A 16,076-nucleotide genomic window follows, 5' to 3' on the forward strand; every position below is an offset into this window, starting at 1 on the left:
AAAGGGAGGATGGGAATATGAGCTATCGGTTTGATAATCTGAGACTGGAAAAGGGTATGTACAACGAGGCGGGCCGCACCTTTACCCAGGTGCTGGAGCGGGAGGATCCCTCGGAGCAGTACAAGGGCACTCCTCTGGAAGGCCTGGACGCCTATCAGCGTCAGCTCAAGCGCTTTGACATCAAGGTGAAGGGCGCGGGCAGTGACGTGGTGGAAAAGTTCTTCTCCACCAGCCAGTCCGCCGTCCTCTTCCCCGAGTACATCGCCCGGTCGGTGCGCCAGGGTATGGAGGAGGCCGACCTGCTGCCCCACATCACCGCAGCCGTCACCCGCTTCGATGGCATGGACTACCGCTCCATTGCCTCTGTGCCCGAGGATGACCAGAAGGCCCTGCGCCATGTGGAGGAGGGCGCCACCATCCCCCAGACCCAGGTCAAGACCCAGGAGAACCTGGTCAAGCTCCACAAGCGGGGCCGGATGCTGGTGGCCTCCTACGAGGCCATCCGCTATCAGAAGCTGGACCTGTTCTCCGTCACCCTGCGGCAGATCGGCGCCCACATCAACCGGATGCACCTGGAGGATGCCATTGATGTGCTTCTCCACGGCGACGGCAACGAGAACCCCGCCAAGGAGTATACTGTGGGCTCCGACCCCATTGGCGGCTCCTCCGGTACCCTGACCTACGACGATCTGGTGGACTTCTGGGCCCAGTTTGACCCCTACGAGATGAACACCCTGCTGGTGTCCGGCGACATGATGCGCCAGCTGCTTAAGATGGACGAGTTCCAGAACCCCCTTACCGGCCTCAACTTCCAGGGTACCGGCAAGCTGGCCACCCCCCTGGGGGCCACCCTGCTGCGCACCTCCGCTCTGGAGAGTGGTAAGCTCATTGGCCTGGACAAGAACTACGCTCTGGAGATGGTACAGGGCTCCGACGTGATGGTGGAGTATGACAAGCTCATTGACCGCCAGCTGGAGCGGGCCGCTATCACCTCCATCTCCGGCTTTGCCAAGTTGTTTACCGATGCCGCCAAGGTGCTGAAGCTGAAATGATTGAGGAGATTATGGCCATGGCCCAGAGTCTGGGTCATGTAGACGACGGCCAGCAGGCGGCCCTGGAGGCCCTGTGCCGGGCGGCGGAGACTGAGATGACCGGACGGCTCCGGGATGGGGTAAGTCCGGAGGACTGCGGCCCGGCCTTCGTGCTGGGGTGCGCCTGGGTGGCGTTGGCAGGGCTGGCCGGAGGCCAGTACGGCGGCGGGACCGAGTTTACTGCCGGAAGCGTTACCATCCGGGAGGCAGACTGCGTCCAGGATCGGGAGCGCTCCGCCGCCCTCCGGCTCCAGGGCGAGACGGTGCTGGGGCCCTATCTGAAAGACCGGGGGTTCCTGTTCCAGGGGGTGGAGGGATGACCGGACGCTGGGAACGGATTTTATCCAGATATGGTCAGACCATCACCCTCTACCGGCAGGGACAGGAGGAGGGCACGGCGTGCCGGGCCTTCCTCCAGCCCGTCCTGGAGAAGGGGGCGGATTTTTTCCAGCGGCAGCCCACCCCTCTGGGACTGGTGCGGCAGGACCGGTGGATCTGCCTGGGCGGGCCGGACATGGCCCTGGATGAGCTGGACGGCGGGTACATCGCCTGGGGAAATCAGATCTTTACGGTGCGCAGCGCCCAGCCGGTTTATCTGGGGGATAGGCTGGTGTATTGGTGGGGGCTGCTGGCGGTCAGGGACTGAGCGGAACCTTGAGTGTTTTGACGGGTGGAAAGACTGTGGGAAGCGGGGGAGAGCAATGGAGTTTGGAACGATCCGGGAGCGGATGGCGGACTATCTGCAGGGGCAGGGCATCGAGGCCCAATGCGCCTACCCGGAGATGAGGCGGGCTCGGAGAGATGGAGTGGTAACCGCCGTTTCCCTCCGGGCCTGCCAGGGGGGACCGGAGGGGTTCCGGGACTACCTGGGAGAGCGGTACGACCAGGAGAGCGGCCAGTGGCAGGAGCTGTACGGGAGGAAGATCGTCCTCACCTTTGGGCTGGACCTGTACGCCCCCCAGGGCTGCGGCGCGGCGGGCATCCAGGAGACCTTCGACCGGATGGCTGAGGCCTTGCAGCGGGAGGGACCGCCCGGCCTCACCCTACAGGAGCTCTCCTGCGGAGAGACGGAATTTGACCATGGGGCTGGCCTCTACCACCGGACGGTGGAGGCGGTATGCCGGGGCTACCTGTACGCGGTGGCTCAGGAGGGCGGCACCTTCCTGGACTTTATTGTGAGAGGAGAGAGCCGGATTTGAGTATGACGATCCATGAACGGCCTGGAGTATACTCCAGCTACGACGCCTCCACCGTGATCAGCGGCAGCGGTGGCGGCCGTACGGTGGGCCTGGTGGGCCTGGTCAGCGAGGGGGAGAGTGGCAAGCTGTATACCCTCAACCGCTATGAGGACGCGGTCACCCAGTTTGGTCAGGAGGAGAACCTGACCAAACTGGTGCAGGTGTTGTTCCGCAACGGCGCGGCCAAGGTGGTGGCGGCCCCGGTGAGCGGCCAGGAAAACTATCAGGTAGCCTTTGACCTGCTGGCGGCAGAGGAGGATATCTCTGTGGTAGTGTGCGACAGCACGGAATTGACCGTCCAGCAGGCTCTGCGGCAGAGCGTCTGCGACGCGTCCCAGGCCCGACGGGAGCGCATCGCCGTGGTGGGCGGCGCTCAGAGCGAGAATGTGGAGGCCCTGGTCCAGCGGGCGGAAGGGCTTAACAGCGAGCGGGTGGTGCTGGTGGCCCCCGGCGATGACACCGGCCTGGCCGCTGCTGCCGTGGCAGGGGCCATTGCCGGAGAGAGTGACCCCGCCATCCCTCTGGGCGGCGCGGAATTGAAGGGCCTGGAGGGGATGGAGGCCCGGTACGCTGACACCGAGATCGACACACTGGTGCAGGGCGGCGTTACCCCCCTGGAAAATGTGAGCGGCGTGGTCAGCGTGGTGCGGGGCGTCACCACCCGCACCAAGACCGGAGAGGCGGAGGACGCCACCTGGCGGGAACTGACCACCATCCGCATTGTGGACGACGTGATTCCCACCATCCGTAACTCCCTGCGGGCCAAGTTCCGCAGGACCAAGAACACGGAGCAGACACGGGGAGCTATCCGCTCCCAGGTGGTGCTGGAACTGGAGAACAAGCTGGCCAGGGAGATCATCACCGGCTACGATCAGGTGACGGTGGAGGCGGACACGGAAAATCCCACCGTCTGTCTGGTGGACTTTACCTTTACGGTGGCCCACGGCCTCAACCAGATCTGGCTCACTGCCCACATCACGGTATAAGGAGGGAAGCACATGAAAATTTCAGGTTTTCCCACCAGCAGCGACATCTACCTGGAGATCGACGGGAAAAAGGTGGCGGTGGTCCAGAGCTACACTGCCAAGACCACCCGCTCCAGCCAGAGCGTGGAGGCCTTCGGCGAGGAGGAGCCGGTGGCCACCATCCCCGGCCCGCGCAGCCACGTGCTGGAGCTGACCCGGCTATACGCCACCGATGAGGCCATCCGGGACGGCATCAACTTCCACGACCTGGAGGATTTCAGCCTGGTGATCTGCAAGCCTGACCGGAAGATCATCTACTCCGGCTGCCAGTGGAGCGCCATCGGCGAGACCGGTGCTCTGGGGGCTATGGTAGTGGAAAAGATCACGGTGGTGGCGGCCAAGCGGATCGAGACGGCGGTATGAGTGGGGGAGACTGCAAGATGGAGTCCCTGCTGAATCGAAAAGACCGGCTGACCCTGGAGGACGGCACCCAGCTGCGGCTGCTCTCCGCCCTGGAGGTGCTGGAGGCACGCCGGGAGGGGGAGGAACTGGCTCAGGGCGAAGGGGAGCGGGCTCTGTGCGCCAATGCCTGCCTGCTGGCCCGCGCCCTGGAGGAGAACGGCAAGCCCCTGTTCTCCTCCGGCCGGGCGGTGCTGGAACATCTCAGCGCCCGGGAGGTGGCAAACCTGGCCCGGCTGTGGGATGAGCTGGATCGGGCGGAAAATCCCTCCCCTGAGGATGGGGAGGAGGAGACTCAACCCATAAAAAAAGCCTGGAGCATACGCCTTATGAGCGCCTTCGCTGGCGTGTGCTCAAGACGTTTGGGGCTCTTCCAACGGAGGAACGGGCCCAAAAAATGAAGGCCAGAGACTACCTGTGGTGCGCCCTCAACCTGATGCTGGACCGGGAGGAAGTGCTGGAGCAGCTCTGTCCCTCCTGCCGACAGAAGGCGGAGGAGGTGTGCTGCCCGGTATGCGGACAGCCGGCGGGGACCACCATGGGTGGACAGAACGCCTCCTTCGATCAGGAGCGGTTTGAACGGCTGATGCGGGGGGAGCAGGCATGATCGACTATATTGGACAGCTGCTGGAGCAGCAGCTGGAGCGGGAGGAAAGGGACGGGGTCTGGAAGACCGGCCCGGTGCGGGTCCCCCTCCCTGCTGTGGGAGAAGAAGAGGCCGGACAGAGCGGAGAGAACACGGAAGAAGCTGTCCTGTCCAGTCTGGAGGGCAGGGACGGGGCAGGTTTGGCTCTGACGGCGGGCGGTTCCGGAACTGTCACCGGCGGAGATATCCGCCGGTGGGCGGCGGGGTCAGACGTACTGGGTCAGGCCGGGGAGCGCCGGACGAATGGCGGGCCGGAGACTGACCGGGCCTGGACGGAGGCTGTCCGGGAGCTGGATCAGGCGGTACGGATCAGCCTGGCGGGCCTTCCGGTGGCGGAGCGGCAGACCCAAGTGGTGACATTGGAGCCGCCGGGCAGAGAACAGAACGGCGGTCAGGATGGGCTGCGGCGGCTGGACCGGCTGGTGCGGCGGGACGCACGAAGATTTGACGGGGGGTTTCAACTGCTGTGAGACTGGCGGCAATGCGCTATAAAAACTATGTATGGCCCCACAATCCCAGGGTGTATTCCATCTCCTTCAAGCGGAAGGTGGGGGCCAGGGAGGTGCCCTTCGGCCACTATGCCCTGCAGGATCTGGGACCCTCTTACCGCATCATGCGGGGAGAAGGAGAGTTTGTGGGGGAGGGGGCCTACGATGAGTTTAAGAAGCTGGCCACCGTCTTTTACAACGAGGGGCCGGGTATCCTGGTCCACCCGGTGTGGCAGACGGCCAACGCCTACTTTGTGGAGCTCTCCCTCAGTCAGGAGCCCAGAGCCGACTATGTGAAGTACACCTTCACCTTCTGGGAGGAATTTGGTGGGCACAGCACAGGTACCCGAGTGACCACCACCTCTGGCGGAACGACGGGAGGGACTGCCCAGACTGGTTCCACCGGAGAGCAGTGGTACACCGTGGTACGGGGGGACACCATGTGGGGGATTGCCCGGCGGTATGGAGTGAGTCTGACAGACCTTATCGCCCTCAATCCCCAGATCAAAAATCCCAACCTGATCTACCCGGGGCAGAAAGTGCGGGTGGCGTGATGGAGGCCGTACTGCATTGCTGGGACGGAAGTCAGATTGCGCTGCCCCAGATAACGGAATGGAAGTTTCAGTATGGGCTGGGCACCCCCTGCGACAGCTTCGAGGTGCGCTGCCTGTGGGAGCCGGAGGAGGATCTGCTGGCGGAGACAGTCAGCTTTACCGCCGACGAGGGAGGTCAGCGGGTATTCACCGGCCTGGTGGACGAGTGTGAGCGGGGTTGGGATGAACAGGGCGGTTTTTTGACCATATCCGGTCGAGGTATGGCGGCCCGGCTGCTGGACAACGAGGCTCTGGGTATGGACTACCAGGTGGCCACCTGGCAGGACATCCTGCGGGACCATGTGACGCCCTACGGGCTGGAGGCGGCGCCGGGTGCCAAGCTTACCGCCGTGCCCGGCTTTTCCGTGGCGGTGGGAAGCAGCGAGTGGCAGGTGGTCTATGAGTTCTGCCGGTATTACGGCGGGATTACCCCCCGGTTCGATCGGCTGGGGAGGCTGGTGGTCACCCCCTGGGAGACAGGGGAGAAGCTGGTGCTGTCCGAGGACACGGGAGTGACCGCCCTTACCCTGCGGGATCAGCGGTACGGTGTTCTGTCCCAGATCCTGGTGCGGGACAGAACCACCGGAGCGGTGCAGACAGTGGAGAACCAGGACTTCGCCCGGCGGGGCGGCCGGTGCCGGAGGGTGCTCACCATGCCGGGAAAGAGCAGCTATCAGACCATGCGCTATTCCGGCAGCTACCAGTTGGAGCGGTCGGCGGAGGAGCTGCGGCAGCTGGAGCTGGAATTGCCCGGGGCCTTTGTGACCTGGCCGGGGGAGTTGGTAGAGGTCCACCTGAACAAACCGGTGGGTCGGGGTACCTGGCGGGTAGCGGAAATGGTGAGCGGAATGGACGAGAAGGGAACCTACACCCGGCTGGTGCTGGGGGACCCGGCGGCATTGAAGTAGGAGGGAGACAAGATGTGGCTGGCACAGCAGCAGCGGCGTAGAAGAAAAGATGGAGGTTCTCAGGTGGGCACCGTTACCCTGGGGGGCGACCCGGCAGGGGTATGCCTGGACGGCGAGCGGCGTGACCTGCCGGTATTTGCCCCCGGCGGCTATGTATGGCGGCCAGCCCGAGGTGACCAGGTGCTGGTCCTCAAGACCGGCGCCGACGGTGAGGCCCCCTGCGTAGCGGGGGCACGGTGTGCCGAGGAGTACGGCGTGGCGGAGGGTGAGGTGCTGCTCTACAGCGGAGGCACCTCCATTCGCCTGGGCATGGACGGCACGGTGTCCGTGACCGGCAAACTGCTGGTGGACGGCAAGGAGGTCATGACAAGGGAGTGAGCAGATGGAACTGATGGTAAGGGACGGCGACTATGTGCCCGACGAGGGGGGCGGCTACCGGCGGGCGGAGGGCAGCCAGGAGCTGCTCCAGCGGGTGCTGTGGAAGCTATCCATCCCGCGGGGCAGCTTCCCCTTTCTGCCCAACCTGGGCAGCCAGCTCTACCAGCTGGGCCGCTGCAAGCCCGCCCAGCGACAGAACCTGGCCCAGCAATATGTGGCCCAGGCCCTGGAGGACGAGCCTGACCTGACGGTGACTGCCGTGAGCCTGAAGGAGGACGGCACCATGGAGGTGGCGCTGACCTGGCAGGGGGAGGAGCTGAAGCTGACGGTTGAGACGGGAGGGATTTGGTGAGATCCATTGACGAGATCTATGGAGAGATGACGGCCATCTTTGAGAAAGAGACGGGGATTGCTCTGGCCGGAGACGGAGATATGGCGGTACGGCTGTACGCCGTGGCTGCCCAGATCTACGCCCTGTACATCCAGGCCGACTGGGTGAATCGCCAGTGTTTTCCCCAGAGTGCGGAGGGGGAATATCTGGACAAGCACGCCCAGCTGCGGGGCCTGGAACGCCGTGAGGCCGTGGCGGCGGAGGGGACCATTCGTTTCCAGACGGACAGCGCCGCCCAGGCCGATCTGACCATCCCGGCGGGGACGGTGTGTATGACGGCGGGGTTGATCCGCTTTGAGACCACCCAGGAGGTTACCCTCCAGGCTGGTGAAACCCAGGTGGATGCCCCGGCGGTAGCCCTGGAGCCCGGGACGGCGGGCAATGTGGCGGCGGGTACCATCCGGGCCATGGCGGTGGCCCCGGTGGGGATCGGCCGGTGCACCAACCCGGACGGCTTCTCCGGCGGCCTGGACGAGGAGGACGACGAGACCCTGCGGGCCAGAGTGATGGAGACCTTCCAACGGATGCCCAACGGCGCCAACGCCGCCTACTATGAGCAGAGCGCCATGTCCTTTCCTCAGGTGGCGGCTGCGGCGGTGGTATCCCGGCCCAGAGGGGTAGGCTCGGTGGACGTGGTGGTGGCTACCGCCGCCGGAGTGCCCGATGAGGAACTGCTGGGGGAATTGCAGGCCTATTTTGAGGAGCGGCGGGAGATCGCCGTGGATGTGCAGGTGCGTGCCCCGGAAGTACAGAATGTGGATGTGACCGCTCAGATCCAGACAGCGGCCAACCGGGACGGGGAGACGGTGCGGCAGAATGTGGAGCAGGCCATCCGGAGCTGGTTCAACGGCCAGAGGCTGGGCCAGAACATCCTGCGGGCTAAGCTGGGCCAGCTGATCTATGAGGTGGACGGAGTGGAAAACTACACCCTTACCGCCCCCGCCGCCGATGTGACGGTGGAGCACGATGTACTGCCCCAACTGAACACTGTCTCGGTCACCCGGACGGAGGGAACGGCATGAGCGGCTACGCGGAATATTTGAAGGACCTGCTGCGGCCCCTGCGGGTCTACGAACTGGAGGGCACTGCCAACGGCGGGGAGCTGGAGGCCCAGGGTCAGGCGCTGGACGGTGTGGAAGCTGGTCTGGAGGAGATCCAGCGGGAGATGCTGCTCTCCACGGCGGAGGACCGGGGGCTGGAGGCTGTGGAGAGCCTGCTGACCCGGCGGCCGGTGACCGCCGATCTGGAAATGCGGCGGGCGGCTTTGGCTGCCCTGCTCCGCATCGGCGGGGACAGCTTCACTCTGGCGGCCATCAATGACAACCTGAAAGGCTGCGGCATCAATGCCCAGGCCAGAGAGACCGGAAAGGCGGGGACGGTAGAGGTTTACTTCCCTGATGTGCCCGGAATTCCCGATGGGTTTGAAGAATTGCGGGAGATCATTGAGAGCATTCTGCCCGCCCATTTGGGCGTAGAATATGTGTACTGGTATATCACCTGGGCACTGATGGAACAGAAGTTTTCCACTTGGGGCGAGATCGAGACTTTGGGACCCACCTGGGAGGAACTGGAGAAGATGGTGGAGTAACAGCCGGTGGGGAGAACAAGCAAAGAGAAGCACAGACTGGCCTGTTTGACCGTCTGTGCTTCTTGTTGGTTATGTAGTTTAAAGCGTGCCCAGGACCATGCCGGCAATCACCAGGAAAATGCCGATCACGCCGGTGACGGTGATGGTCTCATGGATGGCCACGGCGCTGACCACCAGGGTAACCAGGGGGACCATGTAGATGTACAGGCTGGCTTTCAGCACGCTGATCTTCTGAGTGGCCTTATTCCAGAACAGGTAGCATAGAGCGCTGCCCACAAAGCCCAGATACATCAGCTTCAGCCCATTTTCCCAGGTGAACACCGATTCAAAGGGAATGGGATGACCGTCCAGCAGGACCAGAGGAAGTACCGTCAGGATGCCGTAGAACATCAGCTTTCTGGTGATGAGCAGGCCGTCGTACAGCGGGGACCACCGGCGCAGCAGCAGGCAGTAGACCGACCACGAGGCGGCGGCAGACAGGGCCAGCAGGTCTCCCAGAGGCCGCAGATGGAGGGCGGTCATACCGTTGAGGACCACCAGCACCACGCCCACGAAGGCCACGGCGTAGCCGGTGATCTGGCCCCGTTTCAGGTGCTCCTCTTTTCGGATGACCGCCAGAAGCAGCGCCATCAAGATGGGGGACGTGGAGACCAGGATGCTCACGTTGGAGGTCTGGGTCAGGGTGATGGCGTTGGTTTCCGCCAGACAGTAGAGGGTGTTGGAAAACAGGGCCAACAGGAGGAAACGCCACTCCTCCCGCCAGCGGAAATACCACTTGGGATGGAGGACCCACAGTAGAAGATAGGCCAGAATGAAGCGGAGCAGCATCAACTGGACGGGCTGAAGAAAGGTCATCAGGCCCTTGCTCACCATAAAGGTGGAGCCCCAGACCACAACGCAGATCAGGGCCATCCCGTGGCCCATCCACTGGCTTTTCTTCAACGTGACCGCCCTCCTGTTTCATCTCATCTTGGGTAGTTGGACAGAGGGACCAACCACCCAAGGCAATGTTAGCATCAAGAGGGCTTCAAGTCAATCATTGGAAGAGCTTCCAGCAGGTCAGGAAATGGGAGAACTCTGGCAGACCAGATTGCCGTCGGCGTCATAGCCCTGGCACCAGGCCAGCCAGACCGCACCGCTGTCATCGGATGGGCCGGGGGCCAGGGTGGAGGGAGCGGCCCACACGCCGTCGGCCACCTGGGTAAAGGTGGGAGAGACGCCGCGGCTGTCTATGGCGGCCTGGGGATCGGCCCGCTCACTGGTACCCAGAGAGATCAGCTGGGCTTCCACCCGCACCACCCTGGGGTCGGTGCAGATCACCACAGGGGTGGCCTCAAAGGCAAGGTCAAAACCGGGCCAAGAGCCGAACAGATTGCAATAAATGGGATCTTCCAGCTGGGTGAGATCCAGCTGCCAAAAGGGAAGGGTATCCGCAGGCCGCCACAGGAAACCGACCAGCTGGTCCAGGGTATAAAACTGCACGGTGTCCCCCTGACGGCCCACAAACCACCAGGTGTTTTTTGGTACATAGTCACCCTGGATCTCCTGGTATTGGATGGGGCCGGAGGCCAGGATGGTGTTATCTATCACATAGTGTTCCCGGTTCAGGCGCTCACACGCGGCGGCGGAGGAGGGGAGGGGAGTATCCAGGGCTACCCAGGCGGAGAGCAGTCCTAGGCACAGCAGCAGGATGCTCAAGGCCCAGCGGATGCGGGGTAGGGTATAGTAGCGAAAATGGGTCATGAAAACGGCACCTCCTCCTCCAGCTCAATGCGGAGTATGATCTGGTCGCCGGGTTTGCCCAGGGTGACGGTGAACCATTGGGCGCCGGGGGTGGGATCGGCGATGGCGAGATACCCGCTGGCGGCCAGAGGCGAGGTAGATAAGGTAAAGCAATAGGCCTCCCCGGTGGCGCCGGTGGAATCGATCCAGGTATACGGTACCTCGTACAGTTCCAGATTGTCCAGCCACAGCTGCCAGTGGGAGACTGAGAGGGAGGCCTGGACCTCCAGCCGGGAGGGGAAATTCGGGTAGTCCGGTGTGCGAACCAGGGCTGCGTTGTGGGCGGAGATGGTGTAACCGCCTACCGTTCCGCCGCCGGAGGCGGAGCCGGAGACCACCAGGGTCTCATTGACTTGAGCGGGAAGGGTACAGGAAGGTGGGAGCAGGGAGTCATGGGCAAAGAGACCGGTCTGATGCAGGCCGCTGGCCACGGTGCTGACCAGAATGAGCATGATGCCCAGCACGGTGAACAGGGCGGTCAGGCCGGGAAACAGGGGGCTGTGGCAGCGGTCTAGCTCATGGCCAATCTGGTAGGGATCTCCCATAGCTTCCACCGCCCGGCGGGCGGCCACCTTAGGTTCGATGCCCTGTTCCTCCAGCACGGCGGCGTGGTCCTCCAGGTGGGCGGTCAGCTCTTCCCGGGCCAGACGCTTGGCCAGCGGCAGCCGGATGACAGAACACACCTGGTCGCAGAATTGTTCAAATGGCTGGCACAAGGCGGATTCACCTCATTCCCTGTCTTCGGTGGGATCATAGGAGCAGACCAGATTGCCGTCGGCATCATAGCCCTGGCAGAAGGCCACCAGATGGCCGCTGTTGTCAGAGGATGCCCAGGGGATCAGAACATAGGGGGAGGGACCTACCCATACTCCGTCTCCCGCCTTGGTGAAGGTGGGGGAGACTCCGCGCTGAGCGATGGCGGCCTGTGGATTGGCCCAGTCCTCCTCTGACAGGGCAACCAGTTGGGCCTCCACCCGCACCACAGCGGGGTCCGCACAGAGGAGGATGGGAATGACCTTTGAGGCATCCATACCAGAGAAGCCATCCAGGGAGGTCAGCTGAAAGACATCAAAGGTACATCCGATGGGCTGATCCTGGAGGGAGAGCTGATAGGAACGGCCACGGGTAGCGCGGTCCAATGGGCGCCACAGGAACCCGGCCAGCCGCTCCAGCACCTGGAGCTGAAAGCGATTGCCGCTGCGGCGTATGAACCACCAGCAGTCCCGGTCGGTATAATCACTTTTGATGATGATCCCTTCCTCCGTCATATCGATGGGGCCGGAGGCCACGATCTCGCCGCCGGAGCTGTAGTTTTCCCGATCTATCCGGGCGCAGATGGCGGCCGGGGAGGGGAGCGGGGCATCCAGTGAAAGCCACAGGAAGAAGAGACAGAACAGAGCGGCTATGATACTCAGAACCAGCAGGAGGCGGGGCAGGATGTAATAGCGAAAGTGTTTCATGCCGGAGGCACCTCCTCATCCAGAGTGATTTCCAGGGTGCATTGATCGCCGGGCCTACCCAGAGTGACGGAGAACCAGCTGCAGCCGGGGGTGGGGTCCTCCAGAACCAGATACCAGTTTTGAGCCAGAAGGGTGGAGGCCATGGGGCAACAGGAGACCGTACCGGAGGCGCCGTCGGAGTCGGTCCAGACGGCGGGGATGGAGGGGGTCAGGTGGTCCAGCCAGGGCTGCCAGTGGGAGACGGTGACGGCGGCCTGGATTTCCAGCATGGAGGGGCGGAATTTGGTGCTGGGGCGGTAGACCAGAGCGGCGTCTTTGGCCTGGATGGTATAGCCCCCCACATGGCCGCTGCCCCGGGCTTCTCCCTCGCAGAGCAGGTCTCCATCGTCCCAGCCGGGCAGGGTGGGGGCGGGCAGCAGCACCGTTTCATAGCGGAAGAAACCAGTCTGATGCAGAACGCTGGCGCAGAAGCCGATGAGAAAGAGGGCGCAGGCGCACAGGGCAAAGATTTTGGACAGCCGGGGGAGCAGAGGGCTGTGACAGCGGTCCAGCTGGCGGCCGATCTCCTGTGGGTCTCCCATGGCTTGCACTGCCTGGACTGCGGCCTCCTCAGCAGAGATCCCTTTTTCCTCCAGAGCAGCGGCGTGGTCCTCCAGGTGGGCGGTCAGTTCCTCACGGGCCAGACGCTGGGCGGGGGGCCAGCGGATAGATGCACACACCTGATCGCAGAAACTATCAAAGGTTTTGGAGGACATACACTCACCTCAGTTCATAACGAGTCGTCCAGGATTCCGGTTCAGGGGACTGGTAGATCAGCCTTCCGTCGGCGTCGTAGCCACGGAGGCGGATACGGTCCATATAATAGGCGGGGAGCAGGTTCCCGGTAAGCTGAAACCAGAAGCAGCCATCTGCCGCCGGGCCCTGGCGGAGGGTATTCAGGCCATAGACCATGCCGGCGTCCGACTCAGAGACCAACACCGGGTATTCCACCTCCACCTGGACAATGTCCGGGTCACCGGCCAACACCAGAACAACCCCCAGATTGTGGGGCGTGACGGCACTCAGCGGTTGTTCCGAGTCCCGGTAAAGGGACACAAGCGTGCCGGAATCCCAGAGCAGCCCTTCTCGGGACAGACCACACCAGGCGTACCAGTTTCCCATGCGCAGCAGGTACTGGCGGTCATAGAGAGGACCGGACCCCAGATCGGCCACCACCTGGCTGTCCTCCCAGTAATACCGGGTCTGAGTGGCCCGCAGGGCCTGTCTGGCGGTAAACATGGGGAAATCCAGGGTGACAGCCAGGAAAACCAGAGTAAGCAGCAGGATCACGGCGTCCCTCAGGAGGCGCCATTTGCGGCCCCGCTGGGAGATGGGACGTTCAGCCATCTGCTTCGCCTCCCTTCAGCGGAACGGTGAGGGAGAGGCGGACCTCTCCATAGCGGTCGAAGCGGAAGGTCAATTGGGTGGCTGCCGGGTCCACGTTGGTGACGGTGAGGCAGTAGTGAGTGGCAAAGGGGAAATCACCCATGGGGGTGCTGACCTGCACTCTGGAAAAGACGGTTTCGTCCAGAGCCTGCCACTCCCGGGTGGAGGAATAGCGGTTGCCCACATCGTCCTCCGCCCACAAGTCATAGCCAAAGGCGGGACAGCGCAGCCAGGGATTGGATTGCGTTACCTGGAGGATACACTCCACATAGCGGGCGCCGGAGTAGTTCTCAATACCGACCTGTTTTATGGTGTAGGTATAGGGCGGGTCCTGATAGACAGCATTGGTCTCATACTGAGCCACCAAATTGTCTGGGTGGACATTCCGCTCAAAGTAGAGGGCGGGATCGCTGCTGACAGAATCGGGCTTTCCGGTCAGGTTCTCCAAGGTGCCGGGCAGGTGGAACAGGCAAAATATTATAATGATGGCCGACAAGAGCCACACCACCGCTTGAAACCAGATCTGGAACCACCCCAGCAGGGGACTGTGGCTCTCATTCAGAGCCCGGCCCAGCTCCTCCGGGTCACCCATAGCCAGAACGGCTGCCTCTTCGGCCTCCTCCGGGGTCAGGTCGGGGTGAAGTTCCAGCAGGGCGTCCTGGTGGTCCTCCAGGTGGGCGGTGAGTTCGGCGGTGATGGCGTCGTGGTCGGGAGAGAAGCGGACAAAGGCGCACACCTGCCTGCAAAATGTCTCGCAGCGATTGGAGGACATACACTCACCTCAATTCATAACGGGTGGCCCAGGATTCCGGTTTGGGTGACTGGTAGAGCAGGGCTCCGGCGGCGTCGTAGCCCTTGACCTGGAGGTCCTCCGGAAAGACGAAGCCGGGACCTGATGTATAGAGGATCAGGAAGCAGTTCTCTGTACTCTCGGTCTGGCTGGCGGAGAGCAGGGTGTAGCCCTGCTTTGTTTCAGCAGAAATGGGGAACGTGATCTCCACCTGGGTGATCTCTGGGTCGTTGGAGATCACCAGCACAGCTCCGCTGTTCCAGTCGCTGACCACCAGAGGTACCAGAGGCAGGTCCGGATCGTTCTCCACAGCGTCCAGGCCGCCGGTCTGCCAGAACAGGCCGTAGTGGTTGACGCCGCACCAGGCGTACCAGTCCCCGTGGCGGAGAATGTAGTAGCGGTCGTACTGGCCGATCTTGACTTTGTTGGCCTCCCGGGAATAGTCCAGGGTAGTGATGACCTCCCCGGGGCCGAAGAAATAGCGGTCCTGGGTGGCCTCCAGGGCCTGTTCGGCGGTGAGGATGGGAAAGTCCAGCCGGAGTATCAGCACCACCAGGACAACGGCCAGCAGCAGAATGTCCCGGAAGATGCGGCGCTTGCGCTGGGCGGGGGTGACAAAGGATCTGGCCATGTCAAGTCCCTCCTTTCAGCGGCAGGGTCAGAGAGATGGCGTTCTCCCCGAACCGGTCAAAGTGGAGGGTGATGGAGGTTGCCTCTGGATGGATACCGCCCACCCACAGATCATAGTAGGAGGCGAAGGGATAGACGGCGGATGGATTGCCGGAGGAATCCCCGGCGGAGGTGGGCAGCTGGTACAGCATCTGCTCACCTCTGGAGGGGTAGCGGTTGCCCAGATCGTCCTCCGCCCACAGCCATTCCCGGAATTCCGGCCCCCGCTGCCAGGGGTTGGAGTGGGTCACCTTCAGCAGATAGCTCAGATGCAGGGCCTCGTCACGGTATACGCTGGTCTCCGAGTGTGTGACAACCGCCCGCTGGATGGAAAAGGTGTAGCCCTCATACTGCCAGACAGCCCCGGGGGTGAAATCGGCCACCACGTCGTACTGGTCGTAATGCTCCAGCAGATAGCCCATCCCCACGCCGTCGTAACTGGGGGGCGCGGTCAGGTTGGTAACCGTCTCCTTTGCTTGGGGCAGAGTAAAGAGCAGAATGAGGGCCGCCAGAGTCCACACCACCCGGCGGAACCAGACCTGAAACCAGCCAAGCCGGGGGTTGTGGATCTGGTTCAGCCAGTGGCCCAGTTCTTCCGGGTCCCCCATGCCCCGGACGGCCTCCGACTCGGCGTCCCACAGAGTCATGCCGGGGTTGGCCTCCAGCAGGGCGTCCCGGTGGTCCTCCAGGTGGGCGGTCAGTTCTGCGGAAATGGCGGCGTGGTCGGGGGAGAAGCGGACAAAGGAGCATACCTTGCCGCAGAACTGCTCGATGGTGGGCCGGGCCGCTGCGGGGGCGTCCATCAGGCCATGGCCGGGGCAGACCCGGCCAGCACCGCGTTCACCGCCTGGGAGAAGGTGGTCCACTCCTTCTTCTTCTCATCCAGCAGCCGAAAGCCCTTTTTTGTAATGTGATAATACTTTCGGGTGCGGCCGGTGGGGGCCTCCTTCTCGTAGGACTGCACCGCTCCATCCTTCTCCAGGGTGTGGAGAATGGGGTAGAGGGTGCCCTCCTTCATGGAGAAGGTGTTGTCGCTCTTGGCCTCCAGCTCGGCGATCATCTGGTAGCCGTACTTGTCCTCTCCGGACAGGAGAGAGAGTACCAGCAGGGTGGTGCTGCCAGACAGCAGGGATTTATCCGCTTTCATGGGAAACCTCCTTTCAGATCAAAAACAATACCTCGGGTTTCTAGGTATATTATACCTA

Annotated in this window: 25 protein-coding genes; 15 read left to right on the plus strand and 10 right to left on the minus strand. The window is 62.9% G+C overall.

The window, feature by feature from the left end; translation table 11 throughout:
- Window positions 1–17 precede the first annotated feature (17 nt).
- Genes B5G40_RS00670 through B5G40_RS00740 form a run of 15 tightly spaced genes read left to right on the plus strand, consistent with a single transcriptional unit; the run spans window position 18 to window position 8,745 of the window.
- On the plus strand, window positions 18–1,052 hold the full coding sequence (locus B5G40_RS00670; RefSeq protein WP_087269366.1) for a phage major capsid protein: 1,035 nt from the start codon (window positions 18–20) through the stop codon (window positions 1,050–1,052).
- Window positions 1,049–1,411 carry a hypothetical protein gene (locus B5G40_RS00675; protein WP_087269369.1) on the plus strand — a complete coding sequence of 121 codons (363 nt, stop codon included), beginning with the start codon at window positions 1,049–1,051 and terminating at the stop codon, window positions 1,409–1,411. The genes B5G40_RS00670 and B5G40_RS00675 overlap by 4 nt, the downstream gene beginning before the upstream one ends.
- Window positions 1,408–1,737, plus strand: a complete 330-nt coding sequence (locus B5G40_RS00680; RefSeq protein ID WP_087398436.1) for a hypothetical protein — start codon at window positions 1,408–1,410, stop codon at window positions 1,735–1,737. The genes B5G40_RS00675 and B5G40_RS00680 overlap by 4 nt, the downstream gene beginning before the upstream one ends.
- 55 nt (window positions 1,738–1,792) lie before the next feature.
- Entirely contained in the window at window positions 1,793–2,290 is a 498-nt protein-coding gene (locus B5G40_RS00685) for a hypothetical protein (protein ID WP_087398437.1), read from the plus strand.
- A 2-nt stretch (window positions 2,291–2,292) separates the two neighbouring features.
- Window positions 2,293–3,315 carry a phage tail sheath C-terminal domain-containing protein gene (locus B5G40_RS00690; protein WP_242959116.1) on the plus strand — a complete coding sequence of 341 codons (1,023 nt, stop codon included), beginning with the start codon at window positions 2,293–2,295 and terminating at the stop codon, window positions 3,313–3,315.
- A 12-nt stretch (window positions 3,316–3,327) separates the two neighbouring features.
- The gene (locus B5G40_RS00695) at window positions 3,328–3,717 is read left to right on the plus strand and encodes a hypothetical protein (RefSeq protein ID WP_087329283.1); all 390 of its coding nucleotides are present in this window, start codon (window positions 3,328–3,330) and stop codon (window positions 3,715–3,717) included.
- 17 nt (window positions 3,718–3,734) lie between these two features.
- On the plus strand, window positions 3,735–4,154 hold the full coding sequence (locus B5G40_RS00700) for a hypothetical protein (RefSeq protein WP_242959096.1): 420 nt from the start codon (window positions 3,735–3,737) through the stop codon (window positions 4,152–4,154).
- Entirely contained in the window at window positions 4,151–4,360 is a 210-nt protein-coding gene (locus B5G40_RS00705) for a molybdopterin oxidoreductase (protein ID WP_087269384.1), read from the plus strand. The genes B5G40_RS00700 and B5G40_RS00705 overlap by 4 nt, the downstream gene beginning before the upstream one ends.
- On the plus strand, window positions 4,357–4,869 hold the full coding sequence (locus B5G40_RS00710; protein ID WP_087398439.1) for a hypothetical protein: 513 nt from the start codon (window positions 4,357–4,359) through the stop codon (window positions 4,867–4,869). Before B5G40_RS00705 ends, B5G40_RS00710 begins: the two co-directional genes overlap by 4 nt.
- Window positions 4,866–5,441, plus strand: a complete 576-nt coding sequence (safA, locus tag B5G40_RS00715; protein WP_343286715.1) for a SafA/ExsA family spore coat assembly protein — start codon at window positions 4,866–4,868, stop codon at window positions 5,439–5,441. Before B5G40_RS00710 ends, safA begins: the two co-directional genes overlap by 4 nt.
- Complete coding sequence (locus tag B5G40_RS00720; protein WP_087398441.1) at window positions 5,441–6,388, plus strand: hypothetical protein; 948 nt, start codon at window positions 5,441–5,443, stop codon at window positions 6,386–6,388. Before safA ends, B5G40_RS00720 begins: the two co-directional genes overlap by 1 nt.
- A gap of 12 nt (window positions 6,389–6,400) precedes the next feature.
- Window positions 6,401–6,766, plus strand: a complete 366-nt coding sequence (locus B5G40_RS00725; protein ID WP_087398442.1) for a hypothetical protein — start codon at window positions 6,401–6,403, stop codon at window positions 6,764–6,766.
- Window positions 6,767–6,770: 4 nt separating this feature from the next.
- Window positions 6,771–7,118: a hypothetical protein gene (locus tag B5G40_RS00730; RefSeq protein WP_087269399.1), complete on the plus strand. Its 348-nt coding sequence runs from the start codon at window positions 6,771–6,773 to the stop codon at window positions 7,116–7,118.
- Window positions 7,115–8,179, plus strand: coding sequence for a baseplate J/gp47 family protein (locus B5G40_RS00735; RefSeq protein WP_242959097.1), 1,065 nt, complete (start codon window positions 7,115–7,117; stop codon window positions 8,177–8,179). Before B5G40_RS00730 ends, B5G40_RS00735 begins: the two co-directional genes overlap by 4 nt.
- Window positions 8,176–8,745: a DUF2313 domain-containing protein gene (locus tag B5G40_RS00740; protein WP_087329275.1), complete on the plus strand. Its 570-nt coding sequence runs from the start codon at window positions 8,176–8,178 to the stop codon at window positions 8,743–8,745. Before B5G40_RS00735 ends, B5G40_RS00740 begins: the two co-directional genes overlap by 4 nt.
- A gap of 78 nt (window positions 8,746–8,823) precedes the next feature.
- Here the strand turns inward: B5G40_RS00740 and B5G40_RS00745 are convergent, their stop codons facing one another.
- The 10 genes from B5G40_RS00745 to B5G40_RS00790 form a co-directional block, all read right to left on the minus strand.
- Window positions 8,824–9,687, minus strand: a complete 864-nt coding sequence (locus B5G40_RS00745; RefSeq protein WP_087398443.1) for a DMT family transporter — start codon at window positions 9,685–9,687, stop codon at window positions 8,824–8,826.
- A gap of 117 nt (window positions 9,688–9,804) precedes the next feature.
- Window positions 9,805–10,488, minus strand: a complete 684-nt coding sequence (locus tag B5G40_RS00750; RefSeq protein WP_087398444.1) for a hypothetical protein — start codon at window positions 10,486–10,488, stop codon at window positions 9,805–9,807.
- The gene (locus B5G40_RS00755; protein ID WP_087398445.1) at window positions 10,485–11,243 is read right to left on the minus strand and encodes a permease prefix domain 1-containing protein; all 759 of its coding nucleotides are present in this window, start codon (window positions 11,241–11,243) and stop codon (window positions 10,485–10,487) included. Before B5G40_RS00755 ends, B5G40_RS00750 begins: the two co-directional genes overlap by 4 nt.
- Window positions 11,244–11,255: 12 nt before the next feature.
- On the minus strand, window positions 11,256–11,987 hold the full coding sequence (locus B5G40_RS00760) for a hypothetical protein (RefSeq protein WP_087398446.1): 732 nt from the start codon (window positions 11,985–11,987) through the stop codon (window positions 11,256–11,258).
- The gene (locus B5G40_RS00765; protein ID WP_087398447.1) at window positions 11,984–12,742 is read right to left on the minus strand and encodes a permease prefix domain 1-containing protein; all 759 of its coding nucleotides are present in this window, start codon (window positions 12,740–12,742) and stop codon (window positions 11,984–11,986) included. Before B5G40_RS00765 ends, B5G40_RS00760 begins: the two co-directional genes overlap by 4 nt.
- Window positions 12,743–12,746: 4 nt before the next feature.
- Complete coding sequence (locus B5G40_RS00770; RefSeq protein ID WP_087398448.1) at window positions 12,747–13,373, minus strand: DUF5044 domain-containing protein; 627 nt, start codon at window positions 13,371–13,373, stop codon at window positions 12,747–12,749.
- Window positions 13,366–14,184 carry a permease prefix domain 1-containing protein gene (locus B5G40_RS00775; protein WP_087398449.1) on the minus strand — a complete coding sequence of 273 codons (819 nt, stop codon included), beginning with the start codon at window positions 14,182–14,184 and terminating at the stop codon, window positions 13,366–13,368. The genes B5G40_RS00770 and B5G40_RS00775 overlap by 8 nt, the downstream gene beginning before the upstream one ends.
- A 4-nt stretch (window positions 14,185–14,188) precedes the next feature.
- Window positions 14,189–14,833: a DUF5044 domain-containing protein gene (locus B5G40_RS00780; RefSeq protein WP_087398450.1), complete on the minus strand. Its 645-nt coding sequence runs from the start codon at window positions 14,831–14,833 to the stop codon at window positions 14,189–14,191.
- A gap of 1 nt (window position 14,834) precedes the next feature.
- Entirely contained in the window at window positions 14,835–15,737 is a 903-nt protein-coding gene (locus B5G40_RS00785; RefSeq protein WP_242959098.1) for a permease prefix domain 1-containing protein, read from the minus strand.
- Window positions 15,674–16,018 carry a PadR family transcriptional regulator gene (locus B5G40_RS00790; RefSeq protein WP_087398452.1) on the minus strand — a complete coding sequence of 115 codons (345 nt, stop codon included), beginning with the start codon at window positions 16,016–16,018 and terminating at the stop codon, window positions 15,674–15,676. The genes B5G40_RS00785 and B5G40_RS00790 overlap by 64 nt, the downstream gene beginning before the upstream one ends.
- Window positions 16,019–16,076: the final 58 nt, after the last annotated feature.

Source organism: Flavonifractor sp. An9 (assembly GCF_002161245.1).
GTDB classification, from domain to species: Bacteria; Bacillota; Clostridia; order Oscillospirales; family Oscillospiraceae; genus Flavonifractor; species Flavonifractor avicola.

Bases quoted from the DNA above. Each gene is read 5' to 3' on its own strand.
- B5G40_RS00670 (WP_087269366.1), top strand. From the start codon at position 18: ATGAGCTATCGGTTTGATAATCTGAGACTGGAAAAGGGTATGTACAAC.
- B5G40_RS00675 (WP_087269369.1), top strand. From the start codon at position 1,049: ATGATTGAGGAGATTATGGCCATGGCCCAGAGTCTGGGTCATGTAGAC.
- B5G40_RS00680 (WP_087398436.1), top strand. From the start codon at position 1,408: ATGACCGGACGCTGGGAACGGATTTTATCCAGATATGGTCAGACCATC.
- B5G40_RS00685 (WP_087398437.1), top strand. From the start codon at position 1,793: ATGGAGTTTGGAACGATCCGGGAGCGGATGGCGGACTATCTGCAGGGG.
- B5G40_RS00690 (WP_242959116.1), top strand. From the start codon at position 2,293: ATGACGATCCATGAACGGCCTGGAGTATACTCCAGCTACGACGCCTCC.
- B5G40_RS00695 (WP_087329283.1), top strand. From the start codon at position 3,328: ATGAAAATTTCAGGTTTTCCCACCAGCAGCGACATCTACCTGGAGATC.
- B5G40_RS00700 (WP_242959096.1), top strand. From the start codon at position 3,735: ATGGAGTCCCTGCTGAATCGAAAAGACCGGCTGACCCTGGAGGACGGC.
- B5G40_RS00705 (WP_087269384.1), top strand. From the start codon at position 4,151: ATGAAGGCCAGAGACTACCTGTGGTGCGCCCTCAACCTGATGCTGGAC.
- B5G40_RS00710 (WP_087398439.1), top strand. From the start codon at position 4,357: ATGATCGACTATATTGGACAGCTGCTGGAGCAGCAGCTGGAGCGGGAG.
- B5G40_RS00720 (WP_087398441.1), top strand. From the start codon at position 5,441: ATGGAGGCCGTACTGCATTGCTGGGACGGAAGTCAGATTGCGCTGCCC.
- B5G40_RS00725 (WP_087398442.1), top strand. From the start codon at position 6,401: ATGTGGCTGGCACAGCAGCAGCGGCGTAGAAGAAAAGATGGAGGTTCT.
- B5G40_RS00730 (WP_087269399.1), top strand. From the start codon at position 6,771: ATGGAACTGATGGTAAGGGACGGCGACTATGTGCCCGACGAGGGGGGC.
- B5G40_RS00740 (WP_087329275.1), top strand. From the start codon at position 8,176: ATGAGCGGCTACGCGGAATATTTGAAGGACCTGCTGCGGCCCCTGCGG.
- B5G40_RS00750 (WP_087398444.1), bottom strand. From the start codon at position 10,488: ATGACCCATTTTCGCTACTATACCCTACCCCGCATCCGCTGGGCCTTG.
- B5G40_RS00760 (WP_087398446.1), bottom strand. From the start codon at position 11,987: ATGAAACACTTTCGCTATTACATCCTGCCCCGCCTCCTGCTGGTTCTG.
- B5G40_RS00765 (WP_087398447.1), bottom strand. From the start codon at position 12,742: ATGTCCTCCAAAACCTTTGATAGTTTCTGCGATCAGGTGTGTGCATCT.
- B5G40_RS00770 (WP_087398448.1), bottom strand. From the start codon at position 13,373: ATGGCTGAACGTCCCATCTCCCAGCGGGGCCGCAAATGGCGCCTCCTG.
- B5G40_RS00775 (WP_087398449.1), bottom strand. From the start codon at position 14,184: ATGTCCTCCAATCGCTGCGAGACATTTTGCAGGCAGGTGTGCGCCTTT.
- B5G40_RS00780 (WP_087398450.1), bottom strand. From the start codon at position 14,833: ATGGCCAGATCCTTTGTCACCCCCGCCCAGCGCAAGCGCCGCATCTTC.
- B5G40_RS00790 (WP_087398452.1), bottom strand. From the start codon at position 16,018: ATGAAAGCGGATAAATCCCTGCTGTCTGGCAGCACCACCCTGCTGGTA.